The 17022-nt window shown below is 70.5% G+C and carries 16 protein-coding genes; 9 read left to right on the top strand and 7 right to left on the bottom strand.

All coding sequences use genetic code 11. The annotated features are described in order from the left end of the window. Positions 1–41 precede the first annotated feature (41 nt). The 4 genes from ATK30_RS41445 to ATK30_RS41430 are packed head-to-tail and all read right to left on the bottom strand — an operon-like array spanning position 42 to position 3150. Positions 42–467, bottom strand: a complete 426-nt coding sequence (locus ATK30_RS41445) for a thioesterase family protein (RefSeq protein WP_101440135.1) — start codon at positions 465–467, stop codon at positions 42–44. Continuing rightward, the gene (locus ATK30_RS41440) at positions 460–1404 is read right to left on the bottom strand and encodes a 3-hydroxyacyl-CoA dehydrogenase NAD-binding domain-containing protein (protein WP_101440134.1); all 945 of its coding nucleotides are present in this window, start codon (positions 1402–1404) and stop codon (positions 460–462) included. The genes ATK30_RS41445 and ATK30_RS41440 overlap by 8 nt, the downstream gene beginning before the upstream one ends. Beyond that, positions 1397–2290: a beta-keto acid cleavage family enzyme gene (locus ATK30_RS41435; protein ID WP_101440133.1), complete on the bottom strand. Its 894-nt coding sequence runs from the start codon at positions 2288–2290 to the stop codon at positions 1397–1399. The genes ATK30_RS41440 and ATK30_RS41435 overlap by 8 nt, the downstream gene beginning before the upstream one ends. Next, the gene (locus tag ATK30_RS41430; protein ID WP_101440132.1) at positions 2290–3150 is read right to left on the bottom strand and encodes a TetR/AcrR family transcriptional regulator; all 861 of its coding nucleotides are present in this window, start codon (positions 3148–3150) and stop codon (positions 2290–2292) included. Before ATK30_RS41430 ends, ATK30_RS41435 begins: the two co-directional genes overlap by 1 nt. Before the next feature lie 419 nt (positions 3151–3569). On the opposite strand from ATK30_RS41430, the gene ATK30_RS41425 reads away from it, so the two are divergent. Genes ATK30_RS41425 through ATK30_RS41410 form a run of 4 tightly spaced genes read left to right on the top strand, consistent with a single transcriptional unit; the run spans position 3570 to position 7142 of the window. Further along, positions 3570–4892, top strand: a complete 1323-nt coding sequence (locus ATK30_RS41425; protein WP_101440131.1) for a M20/M25/M40 family metallo-hydrolase — start codon at positions 3570–3572, stop codon at positions 4890–4892. Then, positions 4892–5785 carry an alpha/beta fold hydrolase gene (locus tag ATK30_RS41420; protein ID WP_101440130.1) on the top strand — a complete coding sequence of 298 codons (894 nt, stop codon included), beginning with the start codon at positions 4892–4894 and terminating at the stop codon, positions 5783–5785. The genes ATK30_RS41425 and ATK30_RS41420 overlap by 1 nt, the downstream gene beginning before the upstream one ends. A 33-nt stretch (positions 5786–5818) precedes the next feature. Next, the gene (locus ATK30_RS41415) at positions 5819–6421 is read left to right on the top strand and encodes an ArsR/SmtB family transcription factor (protein ID WP_101440129.1); all 603 of its coding nucleotides are present in this window, start codon (positions 5819–5821) and stop codon (positions 6419–6421) included. Next, positions 6414–7142, top strand: coding sequence for an SRPBCC family protein (locus tag ATK30_RS41410; protein WP_101440128.1), 729 nt, complete (start codon positions 6414–6416; stop codon positions 7140–7142). Before ATK30_RS41415 ends, ATK30_RS41410 begins: the two co-directional genes overlap by 8 nt. Before the next feature lie 80 nt (positions 7143–7222). Here ATK30_RS41410 and ATK30_RS41405 read toward each other — a convergent pair whose 3' ends face one another. The 3 genes from ATK30_RS41405 to ATK30_RS41395 all read right to left on the bottom strand — a co-directional run bounded on the left by ATK30_RS41405 (position 7223) and on the right by ATK30_RS41395 (position 9518). After that, a complete protein-coding gene (locus ATK30_RS41405; RefSeq protein WP_101440127.1) occupies positions 7223–7447 on the bottom strand; it encodes a DUF5703 family protein in 225 nt (74 codons plus the stop codon). Then, entirely contained in the window at positions 7444–8457 is a 1014-nt protein-coding gene (locus ATK30_RS41400; protein WP_101440126.1) for a YncE family protein, read from the bottom strand. The genes ATK30_RS41405 and ATK30_RS41400 overlap by 4 nt, the downstream gene beginning before the upstream one ends. A gap of 98 nt (positions 8458–8555) precedes the next feature. Beyond that, the gene (locus ATK30_RS41395; RefSeq protein WP_167442085.1) at positions 8556–9518 is read right to left on the bottom strand and encodes an aldo/keto reductase; all 963 of its coding nucleotides are present in this window, start codon (positions 9516–9518) and stop codon (positions 8556–8558) included. Between the two features lie 161 nt (positions 9519–9679). On the opposite strand from ATK30_RS41395, the gene ATK30_RS41390 reads away from it, so the two are divergent. From ATK30_RS41390 to ATK30_RS41370, 5 genes are all read left to right on the top strand, one after another. Continuing rightward, positions 9680–10522, top strand: coding sequence for an undecaprenyl-diphosphate phosphatase (locus ATK30_RS41390; protein WP_101440124.1), 843 nt, complete (start codon positions 9680–9682; stop codon positions 10520–10522). 29 nt (positions 10523–10551) lie between these two features. Continuing rightward, the gene (locus tag ATK30_RS41385) at positions 10552–11256 is read left to right on the top strand and encodes a histidine phosphatase family protein (protein WP_101440123.1); all 705 of its coding nucleotides are present in this window, start codon (positions 10552–10554) and stop codon (positions 11254–11256) included. Positions 11257–11347: 91 nt separating this feature from the next. Then, the gene (locus tag ATK30_RS41380; protein WP_101440122.1) at positions 11348–13399 is read left to right on the top strand and encodes a M3 family metallopeptidase; all 2052 of its coding nucleotides are present in this window, start codon (positions 11348–11350) and stop codon (positions 13397–13399) included. Positions 13400–13659: 260 nt separating this feature from the next. After that, positions 13660–14910: an MFS transporter gene (locus tag ATK30_RS41375; RefSeq protein WP_208637562.1), complete on the top strand. Its 1251-nt coding sequence runs from the start codon at positions 13660–13662 to the stop codon at positions 14908–14910. Between the two features lie 183 nt (positions 14911–15093). Further along, a complete protein-coding gene (locus ATK30_RS41370; RefSeq protein WP_167442084.1) occupies positions 15094–16830 on the top strand; it encodes a glycosyl hydrolase family 18 protein in 1737 nt (578 codons plus the stop codon). The last annotated feature ends 192 nt before the right edge of the window (positions 16831–17022 follow it).

Here is a 17022-nt window from a genome sequence, read left to right as displayed (position 1 = left end):
GGCGCGAACCGGGATCGCCGCTCACGGGGGGAGGGGAGGGATCAGGCGATGGCACGTCCCGCGTAGTCCGGGACCGGGGCGAGATGCGTCTCGAGCGCGGTGGCGATTTCGGCGGGGAACGGCGTCGCGCGGCCCCCGGAAACGTGCAGGCACAGCAGCTCTTCGGTGGCGACGAGTTCGCCGCCGACCCGCATCTCGTGGCACAGCCGCACTTTTTTCGCGCCGACTGACAACACGGAGGTCGTCACCTCGAGTTCGGCGTCCGCGCCGACTTCGCGCAGGTACCGCACGTGAGCCTCCACTGTGTACAGCGACGCCCCGGTTCTTTCGCGGTAGCCGGGGCCGAGGCCGACGATGTCCATCAGCGCGGTGGTCGCGTCGCCGAAGACGAGCACGTAGTAGGGCTCGGAGAGGTGGCCGTTGTAGTCGATCCACTCCGGACGGACCCGGTCGCGGTACTCAGCCACGACGGGCCTGCCCGACCGCGCGCTGGATCGCGATGACCGCCCGGTCGCGTTCGGCGATCAGGTCGGCGATGGTCCGCCCGTCCGCCTCCTCGTCGCAACCGGCGACCACGGCGTCGCGCAGCTCCTTGGTGAGTTCCGGCGCATCGAGCCGCGTCCACGGCGACTTCAGCGACGGTCCGAAGTGGTCCAGCATGTGCGCCATGCCGCCCTCGCCGCCGGCGAGGTGGAAGGTGAGCATCGGGCCCTGTACCGGCCAACGGAGGCCGGGTCCGTCGGTGATCGCGAGGTCGATCTGCTCGACCGTCGCCTCGCCGTTCGCGACCATGTGCAGGGCTTCGCGCCACAGCGCTTCCTGGAGCCGGTTCGCGATGAAGCCGGGCACCTCGCGGTCCATCGTGATCACGGACTTGCCCACGCGCCGGTAGAACGCGGCGGCCCGCTCGACCGCCCACGGCGCGCTGAGCTTCCCGCCCACGACCTCGACGAGCGGAATCAGGTACGGCGGGTTGAACGGATGCCCGACCACGAGCCGTTCCGGCGTCTTCGCGGCGACCTGCATTTCGGTCATGCCGTAGCCGGAAGTGGACGAGGCGATCACGACGTCGGGCGCGGTCACCGCATCGATGTCGGCGAGCAGTTTCTGCTTGAGGGACAGGTCTTCCGGCGCGCTTTCCTGTACGAAGCCCACGCCGTCGACGGCTTCCGCGAGCGTCGCGGTGACGGTGAGCCGGTCGCGGCTCGCGCCCGGTTTGAGGCCTAGTTCGGTGAGCGCGGGCCAGGCCGCGTCGACGAGCCTTGCCAGCTTTTCCGCGGCGTCCGGTGCGGGGTCCCAGGCCCGGACGTCGAAGCCCTGGGCGAGGAAATGCGCGACCCAGCCGCCGCCGATGACTCCGGCTCCGATGCAGGCGACCGTGTCCACAGTGGATTCGTCAGGCATTGACGCGCTCCTTCAGCCCCAGGATTTCGCGCGCCCGGTCCGGGCTGGCGATGTCCGCGCCGAGCTTCTGCACGATGTCCACCGCGCGCTCCACGAGCTGGCCGTTGGTGGCCTTGACCCCGCGCGCCAGGTAGAGGTTGTCCTCCAGTCCGACGCGGACGTGCCCGCCCAGCAGCACCGACTGCGCGACCCACGGCATCTGGTCGCGTCCGATGGCGAACGACGCCCACTGTGCGCCTTCCGGCAGCAGGTGCACCATCGCCTGCAGCAGCCCGGGATCCGGCGGCGCGCCGTACGGGATGCCCATGCACAGCTGGAACAGCGGCGGCGGGTCGATCAGGCCCTCTTCGACCATTTTCGTGGCGAACCAGAGATTGCCGGTGTCGAAGATCTCCAGTTCGGGCTTCACGCCCAGCTCCTGGATGCGTTTCGCGCCGGTGCGCAGCATGTCCGGAGTGGACACGTACAGCTGGTTGCCCTCGCCGAAGTTCAGCGAACCGCAGTCGAGCGTGCAGATGTCCGGCAGCAGTTCTTCGACGTGCGGGAGCCGGTCGTGCGCGTTGACCAGGTCGGTGCCGTCGACCGGCTTGAGCGGGTCCTCGGCGTCGATGACGAGGTCGCCGCCCATGCCCGCGGTGAGGTTGACGACAACGTCCACACCGGACTCTTTGACCAGCCGGACCGCCTCGCGGTACAGCGCGACGTCCCGCGACGGGGCACCGGTTTCGGGCTCGCGCACGTGGATGTGCACCACGGCCGCGCCGGCGTGGGCGGCTTCGATGGCGCTCTCGGCGATCTGCGCCGGGCTGACCGGAACGTGCGGGCTCCGGCGGGTGGTGTCCCCCGCGCCGGTGAGCGCGCAGGTGACGATGACCTCGTGGTTCATCAGGCTCCTTGGACGATCGAGCGGTCGATGAAGTCGTGCAGGTGCGCGCGCATCGCGCCCACCGTGCTGCCGGGCCGCCCGGTCAGCACCTGGATGCCGAGGCCGTCGATCAGCGCGGTGAGCTGGGCGGTGGCGGCCTCGGGGTCGGCCAGGCGGAACACGCCCTGCTCCTGGCCGGTGCGGATGGTCATGAGAATGGTCTGGTACCAGCGGTCGTAGGAATCGGTGTAGAGCGAACGCAGCCGCGGGTCGAGCGCGACCTCGTTCCAGACCTGCAGCCACACCGACCATTCGGCGCGCAGCAGGCCCTCGGTGGGCAGCTGGAGTTCGACCAGCTTCAGCAGCCGGTCGTGCGCGCCGGGCACCGCGTGCAGCTCGGCGACCTGCCGGTCGAAGGCGAGCTTCACATTGCGCCGCAACGCTTCGTCGAGGACTTCGGTTTTGGTGGGGAAGTGGTAGTGGATGGCCGCGGTGCTGGTGCCGCACGCCTGCGCGATGTCGGCGATGCGCACCCGGTGGTAGCCGCGCTCCGCGATGAGCTGCCACGCGGTCTCGAGGATCCGCCGCCGCGGCTCGGAATGGGCAAGGTCGTCGGGATCGCTCGCGGTCCCCGCCGCGGGGGCCGGGACCGCGGTGACGGTTTTGGCGTCGTCGCTGCCGTTGAGCAGCCAGTTCACCGTGACGCCCGAGTACTCCGCGACGCGGACCAGCTCGTGCGGCGAAAACCGGCGGGTGCCGTTGAGGGCCTTCGAGAGCTTCGTCTGGTCGAGCCCGATGGCGGCGGCGAACTCCCGCTGCGCGCCGGGCATGGACTGGATCAGCTGCCGCACCCGCTCCCTCAGCTGCTCCGTCTCGTCCATGGCCGGAGACGCTAACCCGGTGTTGCGAAAATCGCAACTGTTGTGGGGGTCGGGGTGTAACGGTTTCGGAGAATCGTTGTGTGTCAAGGAGTTGCGATCTTGGTTTGACTGGCGGATCAGTCGGTGCGGTCGGGTGTTCTCGTGCGGTGGGGCACCCCGAAGCCTGATTGTGCTGACGGTCGCCGGGTGCTTGTCAAGGCGGGAAAGATGCCTTGACAAGCACCCGGCGACCGCAGGGCGGCTTCGTATCGGGGTGCGGGGGAGGGGGTGGGTGCCTCGATTGTTGGGCGCATCGGTTGCGGTTGAGCGGCTGTGGTCCGTGAGGGGGTCCCCGCGGACTTCGGGCCGCCGCGCCCAGGTGCTCGGTTCCACTCGCCGGGACGACGGCGTCGTGGCGCGCCGGATGATAGGAATGGCCGGTGACCCAACCGAACTTGATCGACGCCGCCGCGGACGAGGCTGTCACGCTTACCAGCGAGCTGATCCGCATCGACACCACCAATACCGGCGACCCCGAAACCCTCGTGGGCGAGCGGGTCGCGGCCGAGTACGTCGCGGAGAAGCTGACCGACGCCGGGTACGAGATCACGTATGTCGAGTCCGGCGGCAAGGACCGGCACAACGTCGTCGTGCGGCTGCCTGGCGCGGATCCGAGCCGGGGCGCGCTGCTGATCCACGGCCACCTCGACGTCGTCCCCGCCGATCCGGCCGAATGGTCGGTGCACCCGTTCTCGGGCGCGGTCCAGGACGGGTACGTGTGGGGCCGCGGCGCGGTCGACATGAAGGACATGGTCGGCATGACGCTGGCGCTGGCGCGGCACTACAAGATCAACAATATCGTGCCGCCGCGCGATCTGGTGTTCCTGTTCGTCGCCGACGAGGAAGCGGGCGGCAAGTACGGCGCGCAGTGGCTGGTCGAGAACCGGCCGGAGCTGTTCGAGGGCGTCACCGAGGCGATCAGCGAGGTCGGCGGCTTCTCGATCACGTTGAAGGACAACGTCCGCGCGTACGTGATCGAGACGGCCGAGAAGGGCATCCGCTGGATGAAGCTGCGCGTGCGCGGCACGGCGGGCCACGGTTCGATGATCCACCGCGACAACGCGGTCACGAAGCTGTCCGAAGCGGTGGCGAAGCTCGGTCAGCACCAGTTCCCGTTGGTGCTGACCGATTCCGTGCGCGAGTTCCTCGCCGGCGTCACCGAGATCACCGGCTGGGACTTCCCCGAGGACGATCTCGAGGGCGCGGTCGCCAAGCTGGGCAACATCTCCCGGATGATCGGCGCGACCCTGCGCGACACCGCGAACCCGACGATGCTCACCGCGGGCTACAAGTCGAACGTGATCCCGTCGGTGGCCGAGGCGGCGGTCGACTGCCGGATCCTGCCGGGCCGGATCGAGGCCTTCGACCGCGAGCTGGACGAGCTGCTCGGCCCGGACATCGAGAAGGAGTGGATGGAGCTGCCGCCGGTCGAGACGACGTTCGACGGCGCGCTCGTCGACGCGATGACCGCCGCGGTGCTCGCCGAAGACCCGGGCGCCCGCACCCTGCCGTACATGCTCTCCGGCGGCACCGACGCGAAGTCGTTCCAGCAGCTCGGCATCCGCAACTTCGGCTTCGCACCGCTGAAACTGCCCGCCGACCTCGACTTCTCCGGTCTGTTCCACGGTGTGGACGAGCGCGTCCCGGTGGAGGCGCTGAAGTTCGGCGTCCGCGTGCTGGACCGGTTCCTCCGCTCGTCCTGATGCCCGGGTTCCGGCTGGCCGACGGCACGCCCCTGCACCTCGTGCGCAGGGGCGACCCGGCGGCGGCCGTGACCGTCGTGCTGCTGCACGGCTACGCGCTCGACCAGCGCAGCTGGGGCCGGATCGCCCCGGTGCTGCCGGACGCGGTCGAGCATCCGCTCGCGGTGGTCAGCTACGACCACCGCGGGCACGGCGAATCCGGCCGGGCCGCGCGCGGCACCGCGACGATGGGCCAGCTCGCCGACGACCTTGCCGAGGTGATCGAGCGGGCCGTCCCGCACGGCCGCGTCGTGCTCGTCGGCCACGACATGGGCGGGCTCGCCGTCATGTCGCTGACCCAGCGGCATCCCGAGCTGTTCGCCGCACGCGCCGGCGGGCTGGTCCTGCTCTCGACGTCGTCCGGACGGCTGGCCACCGAGGCGTCCGCGGCCTGGCCCAACGCGCTCGGCAAGCTCGCGCAGGACCTGGAAATGGTGCTCGGCGCGAAGCTCTACGGCCTGGTCCGCGAGCACACGAGCCGCGCGGTGAGCGCCGGGCTGCGCTGGTGGCTGTTCGGCGACGATCCCGATCCGGACCTGGTCGAGCTGACCGTGAAGATGATCCGCGGCAACTGGCCGCACACCATCGCGCAGTTCCGGCCCGCACTCGACGCCTATGCGCGCGAGGCCGCGTTGTCGCTGGCCGGCGACCTGCCGGTGACGGCGATCGTCGGGGAGCGGGACCGGATTGTCGCGCCCGCCGACGTCGAGCAGTTCGTGCGCGGGCTGGCCCAGGGGTACGCCGTCGTGCTGCCCGGCGTCGGGCACGTCGTGCCGCTGGAGGCCGCCGCCCAGGTCGTCCCGCGGATCGCCTCGGTGGTGCACGAGGTCTACCGACAAGAAAACCTGTCTTGACAAGCTGAGTGTTCAGACCGCACGATGGGACCCATGTTTCCCGTTGCGGTGATCGAGGACGCGGCCGCGGCCGAGGTGTCGCTGGATCCGGTCCGCGCCCGGCTGCTGGCCGAACTGGCCCAGCCGGCCTCGGCGACCATGCTGGCCGCCCGCGTCGACCTGCCCCGGCAGAAGGTCAACTACCACCTGCGCGCGCTGGAAAAGCACGGGCTCGTGGAGCTGGTGGAAGAGCGGCGCAAGGGCAACGTCACCGAGCGGATGATGCGGGCGACCGCGGCGTCGTACGTGATTTCGCCGTCCGCGCTCGCGGCTGTGCAGCCCGACCCGGCGCAGTCGCCGGACCGGTTGTCGGCGCGGTGGCTGCTGGCCGTCGCCGGACGGCTGGTGCGCGACGTCGGAATCCTGATCACCGGTGCGGCGAAAGCGAAGAAGCGCGTGGCCACCTTCGCGCTCGACGGCGAGGTGCGGTTCGCTTCGGCTGCCGACCGGGCCGCGTTCGCGGAGGAACTGGCGACGGCCGTGACCACGCTGGTGGGGAAATACCACGACGAGAAAGCCGAGAACGGCCGCGTGCACCGCGTGGTGCTGGCGGTGCACCCGAGCGTGCCGATGGGGGAGGAAAACGAGCATGGGTAAGGAATTCCGGGAGGTCGACGTCGCCGAGGTCCCGGTCGAACCGGAGCAGGTCTGGGCCGCGATCGCGACCGGGCCGGGCATCGACTCCTGGTTCATGGGCCGCAACGAGGTCGAAGGCGGGGTCGGCGGCGCGGTGCGCGGAGCGTTCGCGGCCTACGAGCCGACGCACCCGATCACCGCGTGGGACCCGCCGAACCGGCTGGCTTACGGCGGCGAGCCGGAACGGGACGGACGGCGGATCGCCTACGAGTTCCTGGTCGAGGGACGAGACGGCGGCAGTTCGGTGATCCGCTGCGTCACGAGCGGCTTCCTGCCCGGCGACGACTGGGCCGACGAGTTCGAGGCCATGCAGGCGGGCGGCGCGCTGTTCTTCCGCAACCTGGTGGAATTCGTGCAGCACTTCCCGGGCCGGATGGCGAAGCCGGTCACCGCGTTCGGGCCGAACGTCGTCACGGACTGGCCGGCGCTGTGGGCCGCGCTGGCGAAAGAAGTGGGTGTGGAACAGCTGACCGTCGGCGCGAAAGTCCGGCTGGCCGGGTCGGACGGCGCGGTGTACGCGGTCAACGACCAGACCGTCGGGATCCGCACGGACGAGGGGCTTTTCTGCTTCATGCAAGGCTTTCGCGGCCCGCTGGTGGCGACTCACCACCTCGTGGCCCCAGACGTCGACGCGGCGGCGGAAGAAGCCAAGTGGACGGAGTGGATAGCCGCGCTCAGCTGACGGCGCGGCGCAGCCGAAACTCCAGGGGCCCGCGAGCGTTCATCCCGGCGAGAACCGGCATAGCCGCTCACCAGCGGTTGTCAGACCGGTAGCCCCGTCGAATGGTCGGCCGCTGAGCGCTTCCTCCGCAGCCATACCCGCCGCGTCCCGTCGGCGTACAGCCGGACCGTGCGCAGTTCCCAGCCCGCGAACTCCGCGTGGATGGAGAGCTGGATCATCGCCGCGCGCCGGGACACCGCCGGGGGGAGGCGCAGGCGGCGATACTCCCAATCCCCTTCGACCACCGCCTCGTCGACTGTCGTCATGGCTGGATCACCTGGGTCCCTTCTCCGGCGGCCGAGCCGACGAACACGCGGCCGCTCTGGTCGTCGACGCCCACCGTGTCCGGCTGGCGCACGGTCGGGAATCGGTACTTCTCGACGGGCTCTCCGCCGCGGACGTCGTAGCCGACGACCTGGTTGCGGCCGGTCAGGGTGACCCACGCCAGGCTGCGTTTCGCGTCGTAGGCGAGGCCGTACGCGCCGCCCGGCACCGGGTAGCGCTGGCGGAGGATCAGCGGGTTGGTGGAGAACGCCAGCAGCGCGCCCGCGCGCGCGTCGGTGACCAGCACGCGGCCGTAGGAGTCGGCGACCGCGTTGGCCGCGCCGTCGCCCGCGCGCAGGCCTTCGTCCATGGTCCCGGCCTGCACGTCCACGCTGAACACGGCGGTGCGCAGCCGGTCGAGGACCACGATGCCGTTGCCGGTGTCGACCACGTCGTCGGCGCTGTAGAGCTGCCCGGTGATCGTCTTCGCCACCGAACCGCTCGTCAGCACGTCGACGGCCTTGCGGTCGCGGACCGCGACGAGGGTGTCCGGCCCGTCGGCGACCGCGGCGGCCGGTTGCCCGGCGATCTTCTCGGCGGTCAGCTGCCCGCTCGGCAGCGCGACGCGCGCGAGCACGCCCTTGCCCGGGATCCCGGCGAGCGCCTGGCCCGCGGACACGGTGAGCGATTCCGCCGGTCCGGGCAGGGCGACGGTCGTCTTCGGCGCGCCGAGCGAGCCGAGATCGTAAATCCGCAGCTCAGCCGGTTGCTTGAGGGCGACGACGAGGGTGTGGCTCTGCTGGTCGGCCGCGATCGCGGACACCACCGGCATGGGCAGCACCTGCCCGGCCGGAGGCACCGAGCGAGCGGGGGAGACGGCGGGTTGCGCGGCCGTCGGGTTGGCCACGACCTGCAGATTGTCCTTCGGCTGGGCCGAGGACGAACAGGCGGACAGCGCGAGCGCACCGGCCAGCGGGATCGCGATCCGCGACGCGGCGGTGAGCCGACGCACCTTGAAACCTCCAGCAGAACTCCGGCGAGCGGGTCCCTCCAATATCCTCCAGGATCGCCGAGCCGTCACGTCCGTGTCACCGAGCCGACACCTGCGGCTCACCGGGTGCCCCGTTCCGGATAGCCGAAGTCGATGCCGCTCACGTCGTCGAGCGCGCTGCGGATGGCGGGCGGGAGCGTCAAGTCCTCGGCGGCGAGCGACCCGGTGAGCTGGCCGGTGTCGCGCGCGCCGACGACCGGCGCGGCCACTCCGGGCCGGTCCCGGACCCAGGCGAGCGCCACCGCGAGCGGCGACGTGCCGAGGCCTTCGGCGGCGGTCGTGACCGCTTGCACGATCCGCGCGGCCCGCTCGGTGCGGTGGTGTTCGACGTATCCGGCGTACTCGGCGGACGCGCCGCGCGAGTCCGCGGGCGTCCCGGTGCGGTACTTGCCGGTGAGCACGCCGCGGCCGAGCGGCGCCCACGGCAGCACGCCGATCCCGTGATGCGCCGCGGCCGGGACGACTTCGCGTTCGATGCCGCGCTCCAGCAACGAGTATTCGAACTGCCCGGACACGATCGGCACCGTGGCGAGCGAGGCGGCGGTGGCCAGCTGCCAGCCCGCGTAATTCGAGACGCCCACGTAACGGACCTTGCCGCTCGACACGGCGTAATCGAGCGCGGAGAGCGTTTCCTCGATGGGCACGCCGGAATCCCACGCGTGCAGCTGCCACAGGTCGATGTGGTCGGTGCGAAGCCGCTGCAGCGACCCTTCGAGCGCGGACAGCAGCGCACCGCGCGAAGCACCGCCGCCGAAGGGGCCGTCGGTGCGGCGGGCGACAGTCTTGGTGGCCAGCACGATGTCCTCGCGCGGCACCAGGTCGGACAGCAGTTCGCCCAGCATCCGCTCGGCCTCGCCGCCCGCGTAGAGGTCGGCGGTGTCCACGAGCGTGCCGCCCGCGTCGACGAACGCGACCAGCTGGCTGGCCGCCTCGTCCGGATCGGTGTCGCCGCCCCACGTCATGGTGCCGAGGGCCATCCGCGATATCCGCAGTCCCGACCGGCCGAGCTGTCGCTTTTCCACGACCGCCGAGCGTAGTCGGCGGACCCGTCCCGGCCCGATCAAGGTCGCCCCGTGTCGGACCGGCGCCCTCGCGGGAGTCTTCCCGAACCACCCGATAGGTTCGCGACCGTGCGAATCGGACTGCGCCCCGTGCGGGCGGGCGAACCGGCGGGAGCGGCCTGATGGGATGGTTCGAGGCCCTGGTCCTGGGGCTGGTGCAGGGGCTCACGGAGTTCCTGCCGATCTCCTCGAGCGCGCACGTGCGGATCGTCGCGGCGCTGGCGGGCTGGGGCGATCCGGGCGCGGCGTTCACCGCGGTGACCCAGATCGGCACCGAGCTGGCGGTGATCCTCTACTTCGGACCGAAGATCGGCCGGATCCTGCGCGCCTGGTTCTTCTCCCTCTACCGCCCGGACTGGCGGCGCGAGCCGGACGCGCGGCTGGGCTGGCTGATCATCGTCGGTTCGCTGCCGATCGTCGTGCTCGGCCTGCTGCTGCAGGACGAGATCGACCGGGCGTTCCGCGACCTGCGGATCACCGCGGCGACGCTGATCGTGTTCGGCCTGATCCTGCTGTTCGCCGACCGGACCGCGAAGCAGCAGCGGACGCTGGACCACCTGAACGTGCCGCACGGCCTGGCGTACGGCTTCGCGCAGGCGCTCGCTCTGATCCCGGGCGTCTCGCGCTCGGGCGGCACGACGAGCGCCGGCCTGCTGATGGGCTACACGCGGTCGGAAGCCGCGGAGTACTCGTTCCTGCTCGCGGTGCCCGCGGTGTTCGGTTCGGGGCTGTACAAGCTGACCGACATCGGCAAGAACGGCGAGAACGCGCAGTGGGGGCCGACGATCCTGGCCACGCTGGTCGCCTTCGGCGTCGGCTACCTGGTGATCGCCTGGCTGATGGCCTACATCAAGAAGCGCAGCTTCGTGCCCTTCGTGATCTACCGCGTCGTGCTCGGCGTGGTGCTGTTCGGCCTGGTCTTCGGCGGCGTGCTCGACCCGAACGCGGGACCCGCCGGGGGCTGAACCCGCGCATCACCGGTTAGGGTGGCGTCGTGAGTACGGTCATCTTGCTCCGGCACGGAAAGTCCACAGCCAATGGCTCGGGCGTCCTCGCCGGGCGCACCCCGAAGGTCGGGCTGGACGACACCGGCCGGGCACAGGCCGCCGCCCTGGTCGAGCGCTTCGCCGGGGTGCCGGTCGCCGAGCTGGTGGTGTCGCCGATGCTGCGCTGCAAGCAGACCGTCGCGCCGCTGGCCGCCGCGCAGGGCCTGACGAAGGTCGTCGAACCGCGGCTGTCCGAAGTGGACTACGGCGAGTGGACCGGACGGGAACTGAAGACTCTCGTCAAGGAACCGCTGTGGCGCGTGGTGCAGGCGCATCCGTCGGCGGCGGTCTTCCCCGGTGGGGAGGGGCTGGCCGAGATGCAGGCGCGCGCGGTGGCCGCGATCCGCGCGCACGACGCCCGCGTCACCGCCGAGCACGGCGACCACGCGGTGTGGGTGGTGTGCAGCCACGGCGACGTGATCAAGTCGATCCTGGCCGACGCGCTGGGCCAGCATCTCGACGCCTTCCAGCGGATCGTCGTGGACCCGGCCGCGGTGTCGGTCGTGCGCTACACCGAAACGCGGCCGTTCGTGCTGCGGGTGAACGAGCACGGCGGCGATCTGGCCGCGATCGTGCCGCCCCCGCCCAAGAAGAAGCGCGGCCGCACCAAGGCGTCCAGCGACGCCGTCGTGGGAGGAAGCACGGGCCGCTGACGATCGACAGTCCTTCCGTCGGATGCCGGACCCCGTAGGGTGGGCGGAACCACGCGGAGAACCCTGTGGAGAACCAGGAGCGCAAACCCGAATGATTTCCCCGGACAACCCGTTCGCCGTCCCCAGCGACCTGCCGTACGAGCTGCCGCCGTTCGACCGCATCGCCGACGAGCACTACCGGCCCGCCTTCGAGGCCGGGCTCGCCGAGCACGCCGCCGACGTGGAGCGGATCGCCGCCGACCCCGCCGAGCCGACCTTCGAGAACACGATCGCGGCGCTCGAGCGGGCCGGCGCGCTGCTGACCCGGGTGTCCGGCACGTTCTTCAACATCTCGGGCTCGAACGCGACCGACGAGGTCCAGGAGATCCAGGCGGAGCTGGCCCCGAAGCTGGCCGCGCACGAGGACGCGATCCACCTGAACCCGCGGCTGTTCGCCCGCATCGACGCGCTGTACCGGAAGCGCGCGGAGCTGGGCCTGAACCCCGAGGAGCTGCGGCTGCTGGAGCGCCGGTACACGGACTTCAGCCGTGCGGGAGCCGGGCTGCCCGAAGAGGACCAGGCGAAGCTGCGCGCACTGAACGAGCAGCTTTCGACCCTGCAGACCCGTTTTTCGCAGAACCTGCTGCGGGACACCAATGATCTCGCGGTCGTGCTCGACGACGCTTCGGAACTGGCCGGGCTCGGCGAAAGCGCGATCGCGGCGGCGGCGCAGACGGCGGCCGAGCGTGGTCTCGAAGGCAAGTACGTGCTGACCCTGACGCTGCCCACCGCGCAGGCGGCCCTGGCCTCGCTGGAAAACCGTGCGGTGCGCGAGCGCGTTTTCACCGCGTCGGTGTCGCGCGGCAATCGCGGAAACGCCCACGACAACAACGCGATCGTCGAGGAGATCACGCGGCTGCGTGCCGAGCGGGCCGCACTGCTGGGCTACCCGAACCACGCGGCGTACGTGATCGCGGACGAGACGGCCAAGACGGTCGAGGCCGCCGGCGGGCTGCTGGAGCGGCTCGCGCCGGTGGCGGTCGCGAACGCGCGCACCGAAGCCGCGGAACTCCAGCAGCTGCTGGAAGCGGACGTGCCGGGCGCGACGCTGGAGCCGTGGGACTGGGCGTTCTACGCGTCGAAGGTGGAGCGCGAGCGGTTCCAGCTGGACACCGCGGCGCTGCGGCCGTACTTCGAGCTGGACCGGGTGCTGCACGACGGCGTGTTCACGGCCGCGAACCGGTTGTACGGCTTGACTTTCACCGAACGGCACGACCTGCCGAAGTACCACCCGCAGGTGCGGATCTTCGAGGTCTTCGACGCCGACGGCAGCGGTCTCGGCCTGTTCCTGATGGACTACTACACCCGCGACTCCAAGCGCGGCGGCGCGTGGATGAACAACTTCGTGGACCAGTCGCGGCTGCTCGGGCGGCGCACGGTCGTCGTCAACGTGCTGAACGTGACCAAGCCGCGCGAGGGGGAGCCGACGCTGCTCTCGCTCGACGAGGTGCGCACCGCGTTCCACGAATTCGGGCACGCGCTGCACTCGCTGCTGTCCAGCGTCGAGTTCCCGACGTTCACCGGCACGAACGTGCCGCGCGACTTCGTCGAGTACCCGTCGCAGGTCAACGAGATGTGGATGCTGTGGCCGGAGATCCTGGCCAACTACGCGAAACACCACGAGACGGGGGAGCCGCTGCCGGCCGGGCAGGTCGAGCTCCTGGAGGCCGCGCAGCAGTACGGCGAAGGCTTCCGCACGACCGAGTACCTCGCGGCGGCTCTGCTCGACCTGGCGTGGCACCGCCTCGGCCCGGACGACCGGGTGGAGGACGTGCAGCGGTTCGAAGCCGAGGCGCTGGAAAAGGCGGGCGTGGCACTGGAAAGCGTCCCGCCGCGCTACCGGACGACGTACTTCAACCACGTCTTCTCCGGCGGCTACAGCGCCGGGTACTACTCCTACATCTGGAGCGAGGTGCTCGACGCGGACACCGTCGAGTGGTTCACCGAGAACGGCGGCCTGAAGCGGGAGAACGGCGACCACTTCCGCTCGACCCTCCTGGGCCGCGGCGGCAGTGTCGACCCGATGGAGGCGTTCGAGGCCTTCCGCGGCCGCGCGCCGGAGATCGAGCCGCTGCTGAAGCGCCGGGGGCTCGCCGGCGCGTAAGCTGGGTGTATAACGAACTATACGGCGGGGCTGGGACGAGAAATCCCGGCCCCGCCGTTGGCGTTTCCGCGCGAAAGACCGGACCGAACCGGCTTCGACGCGAACCGGGCCGCCTCGGCGGAGAGCGCCTGACCTGCGCGAAACCGGCTCTTCGTCGGATCGGCTGAATCCGGGGCCGGACTGTCGGTGGATCCGACGAAGCCGCGGAGGGGGTGCATGACCGCACAATGCGGCGTCGCCGAATCAAGGAGGATCCGACGGTGAGCATTGGCAGTTCCGCCCCGGTCGTGCGGCGGACCGAACGGACCACGTTGACGCTGCTGGTCGGCGTCTTCATCATCGACTACATCGACCGCGTCATGATCGCGGTCGCGCTGCCGCTGATCGGCGCGGAGTTCGGGCTGTCCAAGACCACGCAGGGGCTGGTCGTTTCCGCCTTCGCGATCGCCTATCTGGTCGGGCAGATGCCCGGCGGGCTGCTCGCGGACCGCGTGGGCGCGCGGCCGTTGCTGGTCATATCGCTGGCGGCCTGGTCGGTGTTCACCGCGGCGACCGGGTTCGCGCCCGGTCTGGTCGTGCTGCTGGTGCTGCGCGCGGCGTTCGGGTTCGCGCAGGCGTTGTTCCCCGGTGCGGCGTTCAAGGCGCTGGCCGAGCGCACGACGCAGGAGGGCCGCAGCCGCGGTGCCGGGCTGCTGCTCGCGTCCAACTCGGTCGGGGCCGGACTCGGGCCGCTGCTGGTCGCGCCGCTCGTGGTCGCCGCGGGCTGGCGGCACACGTTCTGGATCGTCGCGGTGGCCGGGCTGATCGTCGGGCTGGCGTTGTGGCGGCTGCTGCCCGCGCCGTTGCCGCGCGAGCTGACCGAGCCCGAGGCGCGCGTCGCCCCGGTGAAGGTGCCCGTGTCGCAGGTGCTGCGGAACCGGCTGGTGATCCGCTGTGCGGCGATGTTCGCCTGCTTCAACATGCTCGCCTACGGAATGATCACCTGGGTCCCGTCGTACCTGGTCGAGACCAAGGGCCTGTCGCTCGTCGCGGCGGGGATCTCGGCGGCGATCCCGCAGCTGGTCAGCGCGGCGGCGGTGCTGCTCGGCGGCTGGCTGATGAGCCGGTACTTCGACCAGCGGCCGCGCTGGCTCGTGGTGCCCGCGCTCGTCGCGGCGGCCGGGGTGCTCGTCGCGATGCTGCTGTCGGATTCGGCGACCGGATTCACCGTGCTGCAGACCGTCGCGATGTTCATCAGCGGCCTCGCCTCGATCGGCATCGTCGGGCTGCCGCTGCGGGTGCTGCCGCGCGACCTCGTCGGCGCGGGCATGGGCCTGGTCAACACCGGCGGGCAGCTCGCCGGCGTGCTGGCGCCGCTGGTGATGGGCTGGCTCGCGGACCGGTTCGGATTCGCCGCGGCTTTCGGCTTCCTGGCGGTGTCGACGTTGGCCGCGGCGGCGATTTCGCTGACCACGCGGTCGACGAAGCTGTCCCTCGGCGCGCCTGCTCCGGCGAAGGAACAGGTGGGCTGACCCACCGGGGCTCGGCGGTCCGGCAGCGGACCACCGAGCCCCGGTGGCGCCCGACGATCCGACCCGGCCGTTCGGCCGCATTAGTGGTCTAGACCTTGACGGGTGACTGGTCCAGTCCAATTCTGGGAAGGTTCCGGCCGTGCGCCGCCGCCGCACGGCCCCTTTTCCGGCACTGGAGCCCGCATGCGACGAAGAAGTCACTTGTCACGATTGTCCGCTGTCCTGGCCGCAGCCGCGGCTCCGCTCGGGGTGCTGGTCGCCACCGCGGCGCCCGCGCACGCCGCGACGCCGCTGCCGGACCACGTGTTCGCGCCCTACTTCGAATCCTGGAACGGCCAGAGTCCGGCGGCGATGGCCCAGGAGGCCGGCGTCAAACACCTGACGATGGCGTTCCTGCAGACAGCGTCCTCGGGTTCGTGCACTGTCCTGTGGAACGGCGACGCTGGCCTGCCGGTGTCGGATTCGACGTTCGGTGCCGACTTCCGCACCATCCGCTCGCGCGGCGGGGACGTGATCCCGTCGTTCGGCGGCTACACGGCCGACCACAACGGCACTGAGATCGCCGACAGCTGCACGAACGTCGACCAGATCGCGGCGGCGTACGAATCGCTGATCACCACCTACGACGTGCCGCGCCTGGACCTGGACATCGAGGACAACTCGCTGACCAATTCGGCCGGCATCGACCGCCGGAACAAGGCGATCAAGAAGGTCCAGGACTGGGCCGCGGCGAATGGGCGCCAGCTGCAGATCTCCTACACGCTGCCGACCACCACGAGCGGTCTCGCCAGCGGGCTGGACGTGCTCCAGAACGCGGTTTCCAACGGAGCCAAGGTCGACGTGGTCAACTTGATGACCTTCGACTACTACGACAACGCCACCCACGAGATGGCGCAGGACACTGAGACCGCCGCGGCCGGTCTGGTGTCGCAGCTGGCGTCGCTGTATCCGGACAAGACGCAGCAGCAGCTGTGGGGGATGGTCGGCGTTACCGAGATGCCGGGCATCGACGACTTCGGCGCGGCGGAAACGTTCACCACTGCCGACGCGACCACCGTCTACAACTGGGCCGTGTCCAAGGGCATCAACCTGCTGTCGTTCTGGGCGTTGCAGCGCGACAACGGCAGCTGCCCGGGCACCGGCGCGCAGGACACCTGCTCCGGCATCCCGCAGGACAATTGGTACTTCAGCCACACGTTCGCCCCGTTCAGCGGCGGAACCCCGGTGCCGGGCAACGACTTCTCGGTGTCGGCGAGCCCGGCCTCGGCTTCGGTCGACCCGGGCGGTTCGGCGACGGCGAAGGTGACCACCGCGGTGACTTCCGGTGCGGCGCAACAGGTTTCGTTTTCGGTGAGCGGTGCACCGGGCGGTGTGACCGCGTCGGTCAGCCCGGCCACGGTCCAGGCAGGGGACAGCGCGAACCTGTCGATCACGACGACGGCGGCGACGCAGCCCGGCGTCTACCCGCTGACCATCACCGGCACGACACCGGACGGCGGCAGCCACACTGCCACATACACGTTGACAGTCAACGGAACCAGCCCGACCGGCAGCGTCGTCAACGGCAACTTCGAAACGGGTGCGCTCAGCCCGTGGAGCGGGGGAACGATCGTGTCCTCGCCGGTGCACTCCGGCAGCCACGCACTGCAGGTGGCGCCGACGGCGTCGACCACTGGGGAAGCGGCACAGAACCTGACGCTCGCGCCGAACCACGCGTACACGTTGACGGCGTGGGTGCAGGGCGGCTACGCCTACGCCGGGGTCCGCGGGGGAGCGACGGCCAGTTCGTGGACGCCCAACTCCAGCTGGACCAAGCTCACCGTCCCGTTCACGACCGGCTCGTCCGGCGCGGTGACGGTGTACATCCACGGTTGGTACGGCCAAAGCCCGATCTACGCGGACGACATCTCGGTCAGCTGAATGGTGTATAACGACCTATACAGCCGGGCATTGGGCAAGGTTTGTCTAGTGCCCGGCTTGCGTACCGACCAAAAAGCTCAGGACCGGCCGAGGGCCGAGATCAAGCCGCGGTACAGGCAGTACATCGGCTTCGGGCGGCGGCCGGGTAAGCGCGGAGCGTCCCGCGAGCGGCGGCGGCTCGGTCCGGATCTT

Source organism: Amycolatopsis echigonensis (assembly GCF_002846615.1).
Classification (GTDB): Bacteria; Actinomycetota; Actinomycetes; order Mycobacteriales; family Pseudonocardiaceae; genus Amycolatopsis; species Amycolatopsis echigonensis.
The sequence above is the reverse complement of the archived record's forward strand: the minus strand, read 5'-3'. Positions and strand labels throughout refer to the sequence as shown.